Origin of the sequence: Stenotrophomonas sp. TEPEL (genome assembly GCF_004348785.1) — a bacterium.
Classification (GTDB): domain Bacteria; phylum Pseudomonadota; class Gammaproteobacteria; order Xanthomonadales; family Xanthomonadaceae; genus Stenotrophomonas; species Stenotrophomonas indicatrix.
Genome location: NZ_QQXJ01000001.1, coordinates 4245722 through 4263480 on the forward strand (window position 1 = coordinate 4245722; position 17759 = coordinate 4263480).

The 17759-nt window shown below is 67.8% G+C and carries 11 protein-coding genes; 7 read left to right on the forward strand and 4 right to left on the reverse strand.

The features are described from left to right. Positions 1 to 11: 11 nt before the first annotated feature. Complete coding sequence (locus TEP_RS19415; protein WP_165933953.1) at positions 12 to 821, reverse strand: 2-keto-4-pentenoate hydratase; 810 nt, start codon at positions 819 to 821, stop codon at positions 12 to 14. A gap of 175 nt (positions 822 to 996) precedes the next feature. Here TEP_RS19415 and TEP_RS19420 point away from each other — a divergent pair, with 175 nt between their 5' ends. The 3 genes from TEP_RS19420 to TEP_RS19430 are packed head-to-tail and all read left to right on the forward strand — an operon-like array spanning position 997 to position 4238. Continuing rightward, positions 997 to 1980 carry an alpha/beta hydrolase gene (locus tag TEP_RS19420; protein WP_132826373.1) on the forward strand — a complete coding sequence of 328 codons (984 nt, stop codon included), beginning with the start codon at positions 997 to 999 and terminating at the stop codon, positions 1978 to 1980. Continuing rightward, a complete protein-coding gene (locus tag TEP_RS19425) occupies positions 1977 to 3599 on the forward strand; it encodes a carboxylesterase family protein (RefSeq protein ID WP_132826374.1) in 1623 nt (540 codons plus the stop codon). Before TEP_RS19420 ends, TEP_RS19425 begins: the two co-directional genes overlap by 4 nt. 51 nt (positions 3600 to 3650) lie before the next feature. Further along, positions 3651 to 4238 (forward strand): cysteine dioxygenase family protein, encoded by a 588-nt coding sequence (locus TEP_RS19430; RefSeq protein WP_132826375.1) that lies wholly within the window; start codon positions 3651 to 3653, stop codon positions 4236 to 4238. A 92-nt stretch (positions 4239 to 4330) separates the two neighbouring features. On the opposite strand, the gene TEP_RS19435 is transcribed toward TEP_RS19430, so the two are convergent. Both TEP_RS19435 and TEP_RS19440 read right to left on the reverse strand, forming a co-directional pair. Next, on the reverse strand, positions 4331 to 8134 hold the full coding sequence (locus TEP_RS19435) for a LamG-like jellyroll fold domain-containing protein (RefSeq protein WP_132826376.1): 3804 nt from the start codon (positions 8132 to 8134) through the stop codon (positions 4331 to 4333). Between the two features lie 136 nt (positions 8135 to 8270). Beyond that, positions 8271 to 11033, reverse strand: a complete 2763-nt coding sequence (locus TEP_RS19440; RefSeq protein ID WP_132826377.1) for a TonB-dependent receptor — start codon at positions 11031 to 11033, stop codon at positions 8271 to 8273. Positions 11034 to 11318: 285 nt separating this feature from the next. Between TEP_RS19440 and TEP_RS19445 the strand changes: the two genes are divergently transcribed. Both TEP_RS19445 and eda read left to right on the forward strand, forming a co-directional pair. Continuing rightward, positions 11319 to 12338 (forward strand): sugar kinase, encoded by a 1020-nt coding sequence (locus tag TEP_RS19445; RefSeq protein ID WP_132826378.1) that lies wholly within the window; start codon positions 11319 to 11321, stop codon positions 12336 to 12338. Beyond that, positions 12325 to 12963, forward strand: coding sequence for a bifunctional 4-hydroxy-2-oxoglutarate aldolase/2-dehydro-3-deoxy-phosphogluconate aldolase (gene eda, locus TEP_RS19450; RefSeq protein WP_099844519.1), 639 nt, complete (start codon positions 12325 to 12327; stop codon positions 12961 to 12963). Before TEP_RS19445 ends, eda begins: the two co-directional genes overlap by 14 nt. A gap of 50 nt (positions 12964 to 13013) precedes the next feature. On the opposite strand, the gene TEP_RS19455 is transcribed toward eda, so the two are convergent. After that, on the reverse strand, positions 13014 to 14864 hold the full coding sequence (locus TEP_RS19455; protein ID WP_240790728.1) for a sigma-54-dependent Fis family transcriptional regulator: 1851 nt from the start codon (positions 14862 to 14864) through the stop codon (positions 13014 to 13016). 222 nt (positions 14865 to 15086) lie between these two features. Between TEP_RS19455 and adh the strand changes: the two genes are divergently transcribed. Next, the gene (adh, locus tag TEP_RS19460; protein ID WP_132826380.1) at positions 15087 to 16616 is read left to right on the forward strand and encodes an aldehyde dehydrogenase; all 1530 of its coding nucleotides are present in this window, start codon (positions 15087 to 15089) and stop codon (positions 16614 to 16616) included. 74 nt (positions 16617 to 16690) lie between these two features. After that, positions 16691 to 17719, forward strand: a complete 1029-nt coding sequence (gene adhP, locus TEP_RS19465) for an alcohol dehydrogenase AdhP (protein WP_132826381.1) — start codon at positions 16691 to 16693, stop codon at positions 17717 to 17719. Positions 17720 to 17759: the final 40 nt, after the last annotated feature.

Genomic DNA, 17759 nt, shown 5'->3' on the forward strand with positions numbered 1-17759 from the left:
TCGTGCGGCGGTTACCCGGCCGGCACGGCCCTGCAGGCAATTTCGCCGAAGCCGGCAAACCGCACCAGCGCCGTCTGCCCCACGGTGATGTCATGGATGCCGGTGGCGTTGCCGGTGGCGATCAGGTCGCCCCGTCGCAACGGCCGGCCGCGCAGCGCCGAACGGGACAACGCGAACGCATATGCCGCGCGCAGGCCGCCGGGCAGCCGGGTGGCACCACCCGTGCCGACCACCTCGCCCTCGATCAGGGTTTCGGCGCGCAGGTCGGTTTCGTCGCGGGCGGTCCAATCGGCGATCTCCGGCCCCAGCACCAGGCCGTTGTTGTTGCCGAAGTCGGACACCACCACGCGCGGGCCGAGTTCGTTGATCGTTGCCAGCGGGCTGCTGGCCACTTCCACGCCGATGTACAGGCGCGCCGGCAGCGCTTCAGCCTGCTCGGGGGTCCAGTGCAGCTGTGCTGCCGGAGCGTCCTCCAACAGCTCCAGCACGTACTCCGCCTCGACCGCGCCGAAGCCGCCGACGAACACCGGAATGTCTACTGTTCCACCGGTAGCATTTTTCAACTGACGCGAGAAAACCGGGCCCAGCAGGCGGTCGTCCCCGGACGCATCGCGGCGCTCGGCGGCGATGTAGCCGACCTTCCAGCCCACCACCCGGTCATCCCAGCTGGCAATGGCCAGATCCTGCACCTGGTAGGCAGCCACCAGGTCAGGCGGGACAAGGCCCGGGAAGCCGGGCAGGGACTGGCCGCCGCGGCGCGCGGTGGTGAAAGCGTGGGCGATCGCGGCCGCATCGTCCGGCGCCGGCGTCTGCCCATGTATGCCGTGTTCGTTGCTCAAGAACGGTCTCCCTCTGGCGTTGTTGCACTGCCCATCGACAGCGTCTGCAGGAGGTGTATATGGTAAACCGGTGTCATCGTGCAAGCCGCAGCGCATCACGAGCGCTTGCCGGTGAGCTCGGCCACTCTGTTGTCTCCCCGTTGGAGCCCTTTCCACCATGCGTTTTTCCCGTGTGCTGTTGTTGCTGTCAGGCCTGCTGCTGACCCTCCCCGCATCCGCGGCCGATGTGCCGTTGCGCGCAGGCGAAGACCTGGGCCGGGAGCTTGCTGGCGAGCAGCTGCCGCTGTGGCCGGCGGGGCAGGTCCCCGGTGAAACGGGCACGGCGCGGCCGGCGCGCGTGGTCGAGCGCAGCGATGATCCAGCCCACCCCGATCGCTTCATCGACCAGGTCGATGCACCCTACCTGCTGGTGCACACGCCCGCCCGTGCCAACGGCCGCGCGCTGCTGGTGATTCCCGGTGGCGGCTACCAGCGCGTGGTGATCGACAAGGAGGACAGCGCGCTGGTGCCGGAGTGGGTGGACCGTGCCGGCTACACCCTGTTCGTGCTGCGCTACCGCCTGCCGCAGGCCGGCCGCGACCGCCAGGCGGCACTGGCCGACGCGCAGCGCGCACTGCGCGTGGTGCGCGACCAGGCCACACGGCGCAGGCTGGATGCCGACAACGTGTCGGTGATGGGCTTCTCCGCCGGCGGTCATGTGGCCGCACGGCTGGCCACCGGCTTCGATGCGCCGGTCTACCCGCCACGCGATGCCATCGATCGCCTCAGCGCGCGTCCCGCACGCGCGGTGCTGGTATATCCGGTGATCGACATGGGCGCGCATGCACACAGCGGCTCGCGCGGACGCCTGCTGGGCGAGCAGCCCGATGCGACGCTGGCTGTGCAGTATTCGATGCAGCAGCACGTCCGCGCAGACATGCCGCCGACGCTGCTGATCCATGCCAACGACGATCGGGTGGTCAACGTGCACAACAGCGAGGTGATGGCGCAGGCACTGGCCAAGGCGGGTGTCGAACACGAGCTGCACCTGTTCGCCCATGGCGGCCATGGCTTCGGCATGCGCATGCCGCCTGATTCAACACTGGCGGTGTGGCCGCTGCTGGCACAACGTTGGCTGCAGGCGACGGAGGCGGCACGATGAGCGAAGCGGAGACCAACCTGCAGCGCCGCCGTTTCCTGCGCGACAGTGCACGCTGGGCGCTGGCCACGGCCACCCTCGCAGCGCTTCCTGCCGCCGCGGTGCCTGGGCCACGTGATGACACACAGGTGATGGCACGCCTGCGTGGCGGCCGCGTGCGTGGCCAGCGCGAGCACGGTGTGCACGTGTTCCGTGGTCTGCGTTATGGCGCTGACACCTCCGCCTACCGTTTCCAGCCGCCACGGCGCGAGACGGGCTGGCGGGGTATCGCCGACGCCCTGGAATACGCCGCATCTGCGCCACAGAGCGGAGCGGACGGGCCGGGCAGCGAAGATTGCCTGTTCCTCAACGTCTGGACGCCGGCACTGGGCGACGGCGGCAAGCGGCCGATCCTGGTATACATCCATGGCGGTGGTTTCAACAACGGCTCCGGCAGCGATCCGCTGTACGACGGCAGCGCGCTGTGCCGACGCGGCGACGTGGTGGTGGTCACCGTCAATCATCGCCTGAACACCTTCGGCTACCTGTACCTGGGCGCGCTCGGCGATCCGCGCTATGCAGCCTCCGGCAACGTCGGCCAGCTCGACCTGGTGCAGGCGCTGCAGTGGGTGCGCGAGCATGCAGCGGTGTTCGGCGGCGACGCCGGCAACATCACCGTGTTCGGGCAATCCGGCGGCGGCGCCAAGATCGCCACGCTGATGGCGATGCCCGCAGCGAAAGGCCTGTTCCAGCGCGCGTGGACGATGAGCGGGCAGCAGGTGACCGCCGCCGGCCCGCGTGCGGCGGCGCAACGGGCTTCGATTGCGATGGAAGCCGTGGCCGCGCGCGACCTGCAGGCGTTGCTGCGCCTGCCGGCGACCGAGCTGCTGGCCGCCACCCGCGCACGCGATCCCTCGCGGGTGGAAAGCAGCGCGCTGTACTTCGGCCCGGTACTGGACGAGGTGGTGCTGCCGGTGCACCCGTTCTGGCCACAGGCACCGGCGCAGTCCGCGTCGATTCCGATGGTGATCGGCAACACCCGTGATGAGACGCGCGCGTTCCTTGGCAACGACCCGGCCAACTTCACACTGACCTGGGAGGATCTGCCGGCGCAGCTGGAGAAGCAGCAGTTCGTCGATCTGCTGCCCTCGGTGGTGATCGCAGAGTATCGACGCCTGTATCCGCACTACACGCCCTCAGAGGTGTTCTTCGCGGCCACCACCGCCGGCCGCTCGTGGCGCGGTGCGGTGGAGGAACTGGAAGCACGGGCTCGGCAGACAACCGGGGCCGCACCCACCTGGGCCTACCAGCTCGATTGGCCATCTCCGGTGGAAGACGGACGCCTGCGTGCCTTCCACACGCTGGATATTCCGCTGGTGTTCGACAACGCCGGCCTGCCGGGCGCGCGTACCGGCGGTGGTGAAGAAGCCCGGGCACTCGCAGCGACGATGAGCGATGCGCTGATCGCCTTTGCGCGTACCGGTGATCCCAATCACGCGGGAATGTCGCAATGGGCTCCCTATGGCGTGCCACAACGGCAGACGATGGTGTTCGATCGGCACAGCCGTGTGGTTGACGATCCGCGCGCCGGCGAGCGTGCGCTCTATGCAAAAGTGCCGTTCTTGCAGCGCGGTACGCAGTGATGACACCGCGATGCAAACATTCTGTTAACCCGCCTCGGCTAGAGTCGGTTCATGGAAGCGATGTTCACGCCACCGCCATTCACCGGCCGCGAGCGCTTGATTGCTGGGATTGATGCCGCCGTCTGCCTGGTCGATCCGCAGGCGATTACCGGTGCGCTGCAACGGGTGCTGCGTGACGCCATCGTCGATCCGCTGATCGAGCTGCCGCCCTGCGTACGTCGCCCCGTGGATGGCCATTACGCGCGCCGTGAACTGTACCGGAGCCCTACGCTGGGCTACAGCGTGATCGCGATGTGCTGGGGCCCGGGGCAGGGCACGCCACTGCACGACCACGATGCGATGTGGTGCGTGGAGGGCGTCTGGGAGGGCGAGCTGATCGTGACCCCCTACGCGCTGCTGGAACAGCGTGGCGAGCGTCACCGCTTCGCTGCGCAGGACACGCTGTACGGGCACCGTGGCAGCGCCGGCAGCCTGATTCCGCCGCACGAGTACCACACGCTGCGCAACGCCAGCGACCAGGACGTGGCAGTGTCCGTGCACGTCTACCAAGGCGTGATGGAGCGCAGCGCGGTGTTCGATCCGCTGGATGACGGCTGGTACCAGCGCCGGGTGAAGGTGATGGAGACCGAGGCGTCCTGATTGCGTTCCGCCGAGCGTGGCCCGGCGCTACCAGGGCGTGTGGCCAATCGATTCATCGGCAGCGCCGGGCCANGCNCGGCGGAACGCGGAATTCACCGCGGCACATCCACCACATTGTTGAGCCGCGTGACTTCCTCTCCACCGTCGGCCAGCGCAACACGCACGCGCAGGTCACGGCGATCCCCTGCCGGCAACGGCAACGACACCACCGCCGTCTTCGGCAGCAGATCGGTCGGTGCGGCCATCGCCGGCACTTCGGTGCGTGCGATCTCGCGGCCCCGCGCATCTTCCAGTATCGCCACGCCCACACCGCTGGCCACATGCCCAAGGCCGTGCACGGTCACGTGTACCTGGCGCCCATCCACCCGCACATCGCCACGGCCCACGCCCAGGTCCGGACGCATTTCCACCGGCGTGCCCGCAGACACACGCTCGAATTCGAAGACCTCGGTGCGACCGGGCTGGAACTGCATCGGTACCGACGCACTCGTCTCCAGCTGCACCGTGCGCTCGCGCGGCCTACCGTCGATGCGGCCATCGCCATCGGCATCCACGCCACTGCGCACGCGCCAGGTCCCGCTGCCCACGTTCCAGCCGGTCATGTCGGCGGCGATCACGCGCGCGCCGAGGTTGTGGCTGGTGATCGTGAAGCGCTCACGTGAGGGCGCATGCACCAGCAGTGCCACCTGTTCCGCGGCGCCCTCACGATCGAAGCGCCAGCTCACGGTGTGCCCGGGCCAGCTCTGGTTGCGCTTCAGGGCGATGCCGCCCAGCCGCGCACGCTGCAGGAACTCGCTCGGTGCTTCCACCCGGTCGGACCACCAATGGCCCTCGGTGTTCATGTACGCGCGTTGTGCCTTGGCCTGCAGGCCCTCAGCATGCAGCGCGTCGATGTACGTCCGGTCGCCGCTGGCCTGCCATGCCATCAGGCTGGCGAAACCGGTCTTTCCGGCGTCGGCCTCGGCGGTCAGCAGCGGGTACCAGTCCTGCTGCCGGCCAAGTGCCTCTACATAGTTCTCGCCAAGGTTGGCCAGCGCGCCGGGGCCGCCGCGCTGCACGCGATAGTCCAGTGCCTGCAGGTACTTCGCATCACCGGTCCAGCGCCATGCCGCCCAGAAGGTGTGCATCGTGTCACCGCTGCCGGAACCGTTGTTGAGTTCGCCGCCGCGGGTCGCCCCCGTCGCCCAGTTGATCTCGTTGGGCAGGGTGAAGCGGCCCTTGTCGTCGGTGCCGGCGTGGGCCAGATAGCCATCGGCCAGGCCGATCACCAGCCGGCGCCCGGTCGGGTCGGCGTTGTACTGGCCCAGCAGGAACGCCGGGTGCAGCACCGGGAACGAGTACGGCTTCTGCCACTGCCAGTTGGGTTCGCGGTAGACCTTGTTGCCACCGAACCAGTTGCTGGAGAACAGCACATGGCCCTGCGGGTTGCGCAGGATGATGCGCTCGTCGAACGCCTTCACCGTTTCCATCAGCCGTTCCAGGGTCAGCGGATCGCCCCAGTTGAGGTACAGCATCGCGCTGTTGGTGTTGATGCCTTCCTCGTAGGCATGCAGCTCGTCGGTCTCGATGGTGCTCAGGCCATTGCTGAACATACCGTTGCGGTACACCGCATCGGACAATGCGGTCAGCGAGGCATTCAGGCGGTCCGGCTGCACGCCCATCAGGGCAAGGCCGGGCCACTGCTGGGTCAGGTCGGAATCATCGGAGATGCCACCACCGAAATCACCGTAGGCCACCTGCCGCTGATCGATCCACCAGTCGACGAACTGCCGCACCTGCGCCAGGTCCTGCACCTGGTGGAAGGCCCACGCCGGTACGCCCTTGGGCACCTCCGGCGCGGTGTACGGCGGTCGCCCCTGGCTGTTGTAGCTGATGTAGTTCCAGTACAGCCGGCCCAGCTCGTGATCGGGATCGACCCGCAGCAGATCGCTCAGGTCCGCATACACGCGCGCGTACAGGCGCTGGCGCTTGGAGGTGGTGTGTTCCTCCACCAGGAAACCCCAGTTGTCGCGCACCTGGTTGAAGCGGTCGGCCACGTGCTCCTTGAGCGCGTCGGCGCGAGGCTTGAACACCAGCCGCACCTGCGCACCGTCCAGTGCCTTGGCGTCGAAGCCGGGCGCAGCCGAGGCGATGCTCAGCCACAGGCTGTCGGCGGTAAGGATGCGGTCCCGCAGGTCCAGCCACAGCGTGCGCTTCTGCCCCGGCTGCACCGAGACCGATACATCGATCATGTCGCGCGCCGGCCAGATCGGATCCTTGATGCGGAGGTTCAGCGGGATCAGGCCATCGTGCGTGGCCGGCAGGTCGAGTGCGGGAATATCGATGGCCACGCCATCCAGGCCGTCGTGCATGTTCTCCCAGCTGTAGGCCCAGCTGCGGATCAACGGCTGGTTGGCCGGCGCATCGCCCACGCCGGAGGGAATCAGCACGTGGACGATCGGCTTCGGCTTCAATGGCAACGAATCGGCCGGACGCCGGCGCGAGCCCGCCCCCTTGGGCAGCGCCATCACCGTGCTGCGTTCGGCCGCCGGGTAGCGGCCTTCGATGTAGCGGCGCAGTGTGTCCAGGTTGGTGTAGTCCGGCAGTGCCTGGCTGTCGATGACATAGGTCTGCTTGACCGTGCCGTCGGGCTCGGCACCTTCGCTCACGCCATACGCCCAGATCTCCTGGATCGGCGTTTCCTGTTCAACGTTGCTGAAGCGCAGCACGCCACCGGTCTGTGCCGGGATGTCGTCCACGCTGCGCACCACACCCTGCGGACGCGTGGCCAGCACCTGGGTGGCGTGCGCGGCATCGCGGCCATGAGCCAGCGTGCCGAAGGCCGCGCCGCGGATCTCCACCCGGTTGACGGTCTCGCCGGCCGGCACGGTCAGGTCCAGATGCTGGCCGCTTTCCACATACGTGTTCCAGTCCGGCAACTGGAAGTAGTCGTTGCGGCCGGGCAGGCGCGAGCGGTTGTAGACACCGGGCCAGGTGGTCTCGGCGATGCCGTCGGTGGCCTTCCACATCCACGCCTTGAGGTCGCGGGCATCGTCGAATTCGATCTTGCGGATGCGCGTGCCGGCTGCGGTCAATGGCGGTGGCGGAGCGCCTTCCCAGCCGAAGCGATGGCGCCAGGCGCGGTCATCGGCAGCGCTGGCAACGGCGCTTTCGGGGGCCTTGCCGCGCGCGAGCGCACTGACGGCCGCAGCATCGAGCATGCGGTCATACACGCGGATGTGCTGGAAATCGCTGCCGCGCAGGAAGTTGTAGCGGCTCTGCACTTGGTAGGGCGCCATCACCCGTCCGGCCAGGCCGAGCTGGTCCAGCGCGGCATCGTAATCGCCGCTGGCCTGCACACGCGCCACCTCGCGGCCATCGACGAACAGGCGTACGCCCTGGTCTTCGTCCCAGGCAAAGGCCAGGTGCAGCCACTGGTCCGCACGTGGCGGGGTCTCCATGCGGAACGACACGCGCGTGCGGGCGAGGTTGGCATCGGTGACGAACGCATCGAACCCGTGCCCATTCCAGTCGATGCGCAGCCAGGCCATGTCCCAGCTGCTGTGGTCGGCATAGCCGACGCGGAAGATCACGAACGGTGCTTCGCCCACCGCGTAGCGCGCGCGCCAGTCGAAGGCGAGGGTGCCACGCTGGGCGAGGATGTTGCCGGGTGCATCCCAGGCCAGCACGCCGTCGTCCTGCCACTGGATGGCCTTGCCGCGCGCTCCGTCGTCGACGATGTCGACCTTGTCGCGGAAGTTCGGCACCGCCTCACCCTGCGCCACCACGGCCTCAAGGCCTTTGCCGGCATCGACATGGAACAGCAGCGTGGGCGCATCGGCGGCGGCCATCGCGGGGCCGGCAGCCAGGGCCACCGCCAGCAACAGGCAGCGGGACAGGGTCGAGCGGTGCGGCATCAGGCGTTTCCTTTCAACGGGCGACGGCCGGCGAGGGCCGCCGGACCGTAGCAAGGCCACGCCGCGACGGCACCTTGCGGCGCAGCAGCGGTCGTGGCGAACGACGGCGTGCCGGGTGGCACGCCGTCGGCGTTGCTCAGAACTTGTAGCGCAGCCCCAGCAGGTACTGGCGGCCGGTCTCGGTGTACTGCAGCGGCAGGCGACCGGTCAGCGGCGAGTACACCCACTCGTCGGACGCTTCGTTGGTCAGGTTGATGCCTTCCAGGCTCAGTTCCAGCTGGTCGCTGATCTTGTAGCGGATGGATGCATCGAACACCGTGGTGCCGGTCATGCCATGGTAGCCATCGAGATTGAAGCCGGTTTCCTGGCCCGGTGCCTGGGTCAGGTAGTCATCGCGGTTGGTGGCCGAGATGCGCCCGGCGAACTTCTCGCCTTCATAGAACAGCGTGGCGTTCCACGAGGACTTCGACAGGCCGGTCAGGTCGGTCTTCATCACCGGCTGCCCGGCCGCGTTGATGTACTGGATCTTCGATTCCACCCAGGTGTAGTTCAACTGCATGCCCAGGTTGGCCCACTTGCCCGGCAGGAAGGTGAAGGGCTGGGTGTAGTTGGCTTCCACGCCGTGCAGTTCACCGCCCGGGGTGTTGACCGGCTTGCTGTAGGTGAAGTCATCGGTGGCCGAGGCGCCGGTGCCGACCAGCAGCGAAGCCGGCAGGCCGCTGTCACTGTACGGACGCACTTCGCGGGTGGTCTGTACGAAGCTCTCGATGTCCTTGTAGAACAGGCCGATGCCGGCCATTGCGCCCTCGGCGAAGTACCACTCGAAACCGAGGTCGACATTGGTTGCGCGGATCGGATCCAGCACCGGGTTGCCGCTGGAGATCGTGCGTGCACCACCAGCCACGGCCACCGTCGCGCCCGGGGTCAGGCTGCCCAGCCCCGGACGGCTCATCACCTTGGCCGCTCCCAGCCGGATCAGGAAGTCCGGGGTGACTTCGGCCACCAGGTTGAACGAGGGCAGGGTGTCATCGTAGGTACGGCTGACCGTGGTTTCGACGGTGCCGTTGGCCAGCGTCGACTGCCCGGTGGACGACTGCTTGGTGCGCACGTAACGCACACCGAAGTTACCCGACAGTGGCAGCGAACCGAGCTCGGTGGAGAACTCGCCCATCAGGTAGGCGCCACGGTCCTTCTCTTCGACGCTGCGCACGTTGTTGGCGCGCGGGGCGACGGCGAAGGTGCCGCTGTTGCTGTAGATGTCGAGCTGTTCGGCGATCGCATCCAGGTCCGGCACGACCCAGTTCGACGGACTGCCGTTGATGCCCTTCAGCCCGGCCTGCTCGGTCAGGTTCACCGGCACGATCTTGTTGCCGCTGGCGAAGTTGGGCACGGCCAGTTCGCTGGCGCGGCGCAGTTCGACGGTCTTGAACGTGTAGTCCTTGGCCAGCACGCCGCCCTTCAGGCGGAAGCCCGGGCTGATGTTCCAGTTGAAGTCGATCTGGCCGGTGTCGAAGTCGTTGTCCACGTACTGAGGACGCAGGCGGATCTCGGCCAGTTCCCAACCGTTGGGATTGGTCGGGTCGATGCCGTAGTTGAGGATCGGCGCACGGCTGTTGCCGCGGTAGTCGTAGCTGTAGCCCTTGACGTCGTACTTGTCCATGATGACGGTGGTCTGCACCGGGTTCTCGTGCTTGGAGCGCGAGATGCCGATCTTGCCGGACAGGGTGAAGTCATCACCGAAGCGGTGCTGGCCGTTCAGCGCGATCTGCTTGAACTCGGTGCTCCACTCGTCGTGGCGGTTCTCGGTGCGGATGTCGACGTTGTCGAATTCGCCGTAGAGCAGTGCGTTGTCGCGGATCTCGCCGTTCTTGACGATGGTGGTCGGCTTGCCCGACAGGCGTGCGCTCGCATTGGCGCCGCGGCTGAAGGAAATCGCCTCGATGTAGTGCTCGTCGCGCGTTGCGTCGATCTTCGAGTACAGCGCATCCAGCGAGATCTCGGTGGCGTCGTTCGGCTTCCACTGCAGCGAACCGGTCACGCCCAGACGTTTCTGCTCATGCTCCATCTGCACGTAGCGCGGGAAGCGCGGATGGAACACGTTGGCGCCACGCGCAGCCGCGAACGGCGAGGATGCGGCGAAGTTGCCGTTGCTCGGGCCGTTTGCCCAGCGACCGGTGTTGGAGCCTTCTTCCAGCGCCTGGCGCTCGGAGTAGGCCACCGACAGCAGCGCGCCGAAGGTGCCGTCGGCGAAGGTGTTGGAGACCAGCGCGGCAATGCGCGGGTCGGCCTTCTCGGCCATCGCGTTGTAGCTGGCCTGGCCACTGGCGGCGAAGGTGAACCCGTCGTAGTCGAACGGGCGCGCGGTGCGCAGATCGACGGTAGCGCCCAGCGAGCCTTCCTCGACGTCGGCCGAGGCGGTCTTGCGCACCAGCAGCTGCGAGAACAGGTCCGAGGCGAACACGTTGAAGTCGAAGCCACGGCCGCGGTTGGTGCCGCCGCTCTGGTCACCGGCGCCGACCGTGGTCAGCGCTTCCATGCCATTGATGCGCACGCGGGTGAATTCCGGGCCGAGGCCACGCACCGAGATGTTGCGGCCTTCGCCGGCCTCGCGGGTGATGACCACGCCCGGGATGCGCTGCAGCGACTCGGCCAGGTTCAGGTCGGGGAACTTGCCGATGTCCTCGGCAACGATGGCATCGACCACGCCGGCTTCGCCGCGCTTGATGTCCAGTGCCTTCTCCACGCTGGCGCGGTAGCCGGTGACGGTGACCGTATCCAGGTCGGTAGCGTTCGGGTTGGCGCTCTGCTGCTGCGCGCCGGCATTGCCTGCCAGCGCCAGTGCGACGCCCAACGCGAGCAAGGTAACCGGTGTCTTTTTTTCATGGTTCCGAGAATGCATGCCTTTCCCCTCTCCCAAAGGTCTGGTATCGCGGCTGTTTCAGCGGGATGACACCGCTGGTCAGGCCGGACGTTAACAGCACGTTCCCGATCCGGCATCTTGCACCGCAACAGATCTGAAATGTCTCCAAGACGCTTGCAGGACAATGCTTCCAACAGTTTGGTAGGCTAAGGGCAAGGTCGGGCGGGGTTGAAATGACACCGCTAGCCAATTCCACGCCCCACGCGTGGTCCACTACCACGCCGCCCAGTGTCACATGCGGGCGGCACGCGTGAAGGAGCAGAAATGGGTCGTATCGTGTGTTTCGGGGAACTGCTGCTGCGCCTGGGTGCGCCCGGTCGCGAACTGCTGCTGCAGTCGCCGCAGCTGCAGGTGCATGTCGGCGGCGCCGAGGCGAACGTGGCTGTCTCGCTGTCCCGCTTTGGACATGACGTGGCCATGGTCAGCACCGTGGCCGGCAACGCGCTCGGCGCGCATGCGCTGGCCGAACTGCGCCGGCATGGGGTCGATACGCGCGGCGTGCGCGAAGATGCCGAAGGCCGCATGGGCCTGTACTTCCTGACCACCGGCGCGGTGCAACGGGCCAGCGAAGTGGTCTACGACCGTGCCGATTCGGCATTCGCCAACAGCACCGCCGCCGACTACGACTGGCCCGCACTGCTGCAGGGCGCGCAGTGGCTGCACCTGTCCGGGGTCAGCCCGGCGCTTGGCCCGGACGTGGCGCAGGCCACCCTGGCCGCAGCGCGCGCTGCGCGTGCACTGGGCGTGCGCGTGTCCTTCGATGGCAACTTCCGGCCGAAGCTGTGGCAGCGCTGGGGGGGCGATGCGCGGGCGATCCTGCACGAACTGTTCGCGCAGGCCGACATCGTCTTCGCCGACTACCGCGATATCGAAGTCATCCTCGGCCAGCGTTTCGAACAGGCCGACGTGGTCGCGCGCGTGGAAGCGGCGGCCGCGGCCGCGTTCGAAGCGTTCCCGCAGCTGCAGTGGATGGCCTGCACCCAGCGGCAGACGCTGAGCGTGGACCACCATGCGCTGGGCGCGCTGCTGCTGGGCCGCGATGGCACCCGCGCACAGGCCCCGGTACGCCAGCTGCAGGGCATCGTCGACCGCATCGGCGGCGGTGATGCCTTCGCGGCAGGCATCCTGCATGGCATCCTGTCGGCCTTCGATGCCGACGCCACCGTGCGCTTCGGCCTGGCTGCCGGGGGCCTGAAGCATTCCATTCCCGGCGATTTCAACCCCGTCAGCGAAGCAGATGTGTTGGCCCTGGTGGGCGAGGAGCGATTCGATGTCCGGCGCTGATCCACGCGTTCGTGCGGTACTGAAGCTGGCACCGGTGATTCCGGTGTTCACCCCCGATGACATCGACGATGCCGTACAGGTCGCGCAGGCGCTGTTCCGCGGCGGCCTGCCGGTGATCGAGGTGACCCTGCGCACGCCGCGTGCGCTGGAAGCCATCAAGGCGATGGTCGAGGCGGTGCCGGATGCGGTGATTGGTGCCGGCACCGTGCTCGATGCCGCGCAGATGCAGGCGGTGAAACAGGCCGGTGGCCGCTTTGCGGTGTCGCCCGGGGCGACCCCACGGCTGTATGCCGCCGCGCGCGATGCCGATCTGCCCTACCTGCCTGGCGTGGCCACCGGTTCGGAGCTGATCGTCGGCCTGGAACACGGCCTGGACACCTTCAAGTTCTTCCCGGCGGTGCAGGCCGGCGGTGCCGCGATGCTGTCGGCGTGGCACGGCCCGTTCGGCGATGTGCGCTTCTGCCCGACCGGCGGCATCAGTGCGCAGACCGCCAGCCAGTTCCTGCATCTGCCCAACGTGCTGTGCGTGGGAGGTTCGTGGCTGACCACCGCCGCGCTGATGCAGACCCGCGACTGGGATAGCGTCGAGCGCCTGGCACGCGAGGCTGCGGTGCTGGCGGGCTGATCCCTCGATGCTGCTGGAGCCGGGCACAGACCCGGCACCAGCGCATCCGCTCAGCCGCGTGGCGTACCCAGCCGGCGGTACAGGGTGCTGCGGTTGATCCCCAGCCGCTTGGCGGCCGCGCTGACGTTGCCCTGGCACTCGGCCAGCGCCTGGCGCATGGCCGCCTCGGCGATCTCCTCCAATGCCCCGCTGGCAGGCACTGCTGGCGCGGTCGGCGTGCCAGCACGCACGTCCGCGGGCAGCAGCTGCGGGCCCACCGGTTGACCCGGCTCAGCCAGTGCGGCCAGCGTGCGCAGGCAGGCACTCAGTTGGCGCAGGTTGCCGGGCCAGGCATGGGCGGCCAGCGCCGCGCGGGTCTGTGCCGACAATGCATGGCCCTGTCCCAGCTGCTGCCACAGGGCATCCACCACGGCAGCGCGATCGGGGTGCTGTCGCAATGGCGCCAGGGTCACCACGTGGTCGGCGATGCGGTAATACAGATCCGCACGGAAGCGACCGGCATCCACCGCCTGCGGCAGTTCGCAGTGGCTGGCGCAGACCAGCGCGAAATCCAGTTTCACCGGCTTGCCGCCGCCCAGCGGTGACAGTTCGCGTTCCTGCAGCACGCGCAGCAGGCGCGGTTGCAGCGCCAGCGGCATGTCGCCGATCTCATCGAGGAACAAGGTACCGCCCTCGGCCTGCCGCAGCAGGCCCGGGCTGCCCTGCCGGCGCGCGCCGGTAAAGGCACCCTCCTCGTAGCCGAACAGCTCTGCTTCGATCAGCCCTTCCGGCAGCGCGGCGCAGTTCACCGCGACGAAGGGCTTTCCCGCACGCGCGCTGCGTGCGTGCAGTTCCCGCGCGAAGACCTCCTTGCCGGTGCCGGTCTCGCCCTGCAACAGCACCGGCAACCCGGCCTGCAGCACCCGTCCTGCGGTGGCCAGCAGCTGTTGCTGCCCGCAATCGAACAATGGGCCCTGCGCACGGGCCGGCAGCGGCGCGGTCGGCCCAGGCGCAGCCACACTGCGTCGCGACGCACGGGCCTCGCGCACGCCGTACAGACGACGGCCCTGGCGATCAAGCAGCACGCCGTCATCTGCCAGCCGCGACAGCGGCTGTTCGAACAGCGCTTCGTACGGCGTGCGGCCGATGTCCTGGCGATCCAGCCCGAACAAGGCAAGGCCAGCACGATTGGCCGCCACCAGGCGACCGCCGCGGAAGCCGAGCACGCCTTCGCGCGCACTGCCCAGCAGCGCGGGTTGATGATGCAGGCGCAGCAGCTCGCAGTCGGCCAGGCCGTCGGCAAAACCGCGGTGCTCGATCTGCGCTACCGCCTGCCGCACCAGCGCCAGCGCGTGCACGTGTGGCAGCCGCGCGTCGCCGGACACATCGAGCACACCCAGGCATTGCCCGTAGGGATCCAGGATCGGCACGGCCGAACAGGTGAGGATGCCGTGCGGGGCGAAGTAGTGCTCGCCGCCACGCACCTGCAGCGCGCGCCCGTCGACCAGCGCGGTGCCGATCGCGTTGGTGCCGACCGTGCCCTCGTCCCAGCGCATGCCCGGCATCAGCGCGACACGACCGGCCTTGTCGAGGAAACCGGCACTGCCTTCGGCGTCGAGGATCCAGCCGTCTTCATCGGTCAGCAGCACGATGCTGCCGCTGTGGGTCATTTCCGCCGCCAGCCCATCCAGCTCCGGGCGCGCTTGTCGCCACAGGCGCTCGCGGCGCTGGCGCAGTTCGCGCAGGCGGTTGTCGGTCAGTGGTTCGGCGGCCGGCTGCGCATCCACCAGCAGCCCGTGCCGTTGGCAGCGTTGCCAGGAATGCAGGATCGCCTCGGGCACCGCGCCGACGGGAGCAGCGCCGCGCTCGAAGAAACTGCGCCGGGCACTTCCCAGGCGGGGATCGGGAGCAAGCGGGGACACCGACAGCCTCCTGTGTCGCACATTGCGACAGTTGTTGCGGGACCTGTCCCGATTAACAGCACACCCCGCGTCGACCTGCAACGGCCGCGCCTGCTGCGCTGCCGCAGGGCGCGCGACAGGATGACCTACAGCAGGGCGATGAAGGCGTGATGCAGCGCAGCAGGCCAGAGTTGGCATCGTCTTTGCGCCTGTGGATGCACCATGCCCACCACAGGAGCCGCCATGAACGCCGTACCGTCCACCCGCCCGCATGCCACCGATCCGCGCTCCCTGTTCAAGCCGCGCTATGGCAACTACATCGGTGGCGAATGGATCGCCCCGCGCAGCGGCCAGTACTTCGACAACATCTCGCCGGTGAACGGCCAGGTGTTCACTGAAGTTGCCCGCTCCAACGCCGAGGACATCGACGCCGCACTCGATGCCGCCCACGCTGCAAAGGACGCCTGGGGCCGCACATCGGCCGCCCACCGTGCGCTGCTGCTCAACCGCATCGCCGATCGCATCGAACAGAACCTGGAACTGCTGGCTCATGCCGAGACCTGGGACAACGGCAAGCCGATCCGCGAGGCGCTCAACGCCGACGTGCCGTTGATGGCCGACCACTTCCGCTACTTCGCCGGTTGCCTGCGTGCGCAGGAGGGCAGCCTGTCGCAGATCGACGACGACACCGTGGCCTACCATTTCCACGAACCGCTGGGCGTGGTCGGGCAGATCATCCCGTGGAACTTCCCGCTGCTGATGGCGGCCTGGAAGCTGGCGCCGGCGCTGGCCGCCGGCAACTGCGTGGTGCTCAAGCCGGCCGAGCAGACCCCGGCGTCGATCCTGGTGCTGATGGAGGTGATCGGCGACCTGCTGCCGCCGGGCGTGCTCAATGTGGTCAACGGCTTCGGCCTGGAGGCGGGCAAGCCGCTGGCCAGCAGCCCGCGCATCGCCAAGATCGCCTTCACCGGGGAAACCTCCACCGGCCGCCTGATCATGCAGTACGCCAGCCAGAACCTGATTCCGGTGACGCTGGAACTGGGCGGCAAATCGCCGAACATCTTCTTCGCCGACGTGATGGCCGAAGACGATGATTTCCTCGACAAAGCGGTGGAAGGCTTCGTCATGTTCGCCTTCAACCAGGGCGAGGTCTGCACCTGCCCGTCGCGCGCACTGGTGCAGGAATCGATCTACGAACGCTTCATGGAGCGTGTGCTCGAACGCGTGGCGGCGATCCGCCAGGGCAATCCGCTGGACCCGAACACCATGGTGGGTGCGCAGGCATCGGGCGAACAGCTGCAGAAGATCCTGTCCTACATCGCCATCGGCCGCGAGGAAGGCGCCGAGGTGCTGATTGGCGGTGACAGAGCCGCGCTCGGTGGCGACCTGGCCGGCGGCTTCTATGTGCAGCCGACCGTGTTCAAGGGCCACAACGGCATGCGCGTGTTCCAGGAGGAGATCTTCGGGCCGGTGGTGTCGGTGACCACGTTCAGGACCGAAGAAGAAGCACTGCAGATCGCCAACGACACGCTGTACGGGCTGGGTGCCGGCGTCTGGAGCCGCGACGCCGCGCGACTGTACCGGGTGGGCCGCGCGATCCAGGCCGGGCGGGTATGGACCAACTGCTATCACGCCTACCCGGCGCACGCCGCGTTCGGTGGCTACAAGCAGTCGGGCATCGGCCGCGAGAACCACCGGATGATGCTCGACCACTACCAGCAGACCAAGAACCTGCTGGTCAGCTACGCACCGAAGAAGCTCGGCTTCTTCTGAGGATTGATCGGGATCAAGGCGCGGGCATGGGGCCGGCGCCATCCTGTCTGCAAGCGCACTACGGAGAAGCACGCATGAACAGAACCATGAAGGCCGCCGTCGTCCGTGAGTTCGGCAAGCCGCTGGTCATCGAGGAAGTCGCGGTACCGCGCCCGGGGGCGGGCGAGGTGCTGGTCAAGATCGAGGCCTGTGGCGTCTGCCACACCGACCTGCACGCCGCCGAGGGCGACTGGCCGGTGAAACCGAACCCGCCGTTCATCCCCGGCCACGAGGGCGTGGGGCACGTCGTGGCCGTGGGAGGCGGGGTAGGGCACATCAAGGAAGGTGACAGGGTCGGCATCCCCTGGTTGTACTCGGCGTGTGGCCATTGCGAACACTGCCTGGGCGGCTGGGAGACGCTGTGCGAAACGCAGCGCAATACCGGCTACTCGGTCAACGGCGGCTTCGCCGAGTACGCATTGGCCGATGCCAACTATGTCGGCCTGCTTCCGAAGGAAGTGGGCTTTGTGGAGATCGCGCCGGTGCTGTGCGCCGGCGTCACCGTGTACAAGGGCCTGAAGGTCACCGACACCAAGCCCGGTGACTGGGTGGCCATTTCCGGTATCGGCGGCCTCGGCCACATGGCCGTGCAGTACGCCCGCGCGATGGGCCTGAACGTGGCAGCGGTGGATGTGGACGACGCCAAGCTGGCCCTGGCCAGGCGCCTGGGCGCACAGGTCACCGTCAACGCGCGCACCACCGATCCGGCCGCGTTCCTGAAGAAGGAGATCGGTGGCGCGCACGGTGCGCTGGTCACCGCGGTTTCGCCCAAGGCCTTCGAACAGGCGCTGGGCATGGTCCGTCGCGGCGGCACGGTCTCGCTCAACGGCCTGCCACCGGGCAACTTCCCGCTGGACATCTTCGGCATGGTGCTCAACGGCGTCACCGTCCGCGGTTCGATCGTCGGCACCCGCCTGGACCTGCAGGAATCGCTGCAGTTCGCCGCCGAAGGCAAGGTTGCCGCCACGGTCAGCACCGACCGCCTGGAGAACGTCAACGAGGTGTTCGCGCGCATGCACGCCGGCACCATCGAAGGCCGCGTGGTGATCGACTTCGCTGCCTGACCCCCCTGTGCATGGCCGCCGTGTCCGTTTCCCTCTCCCA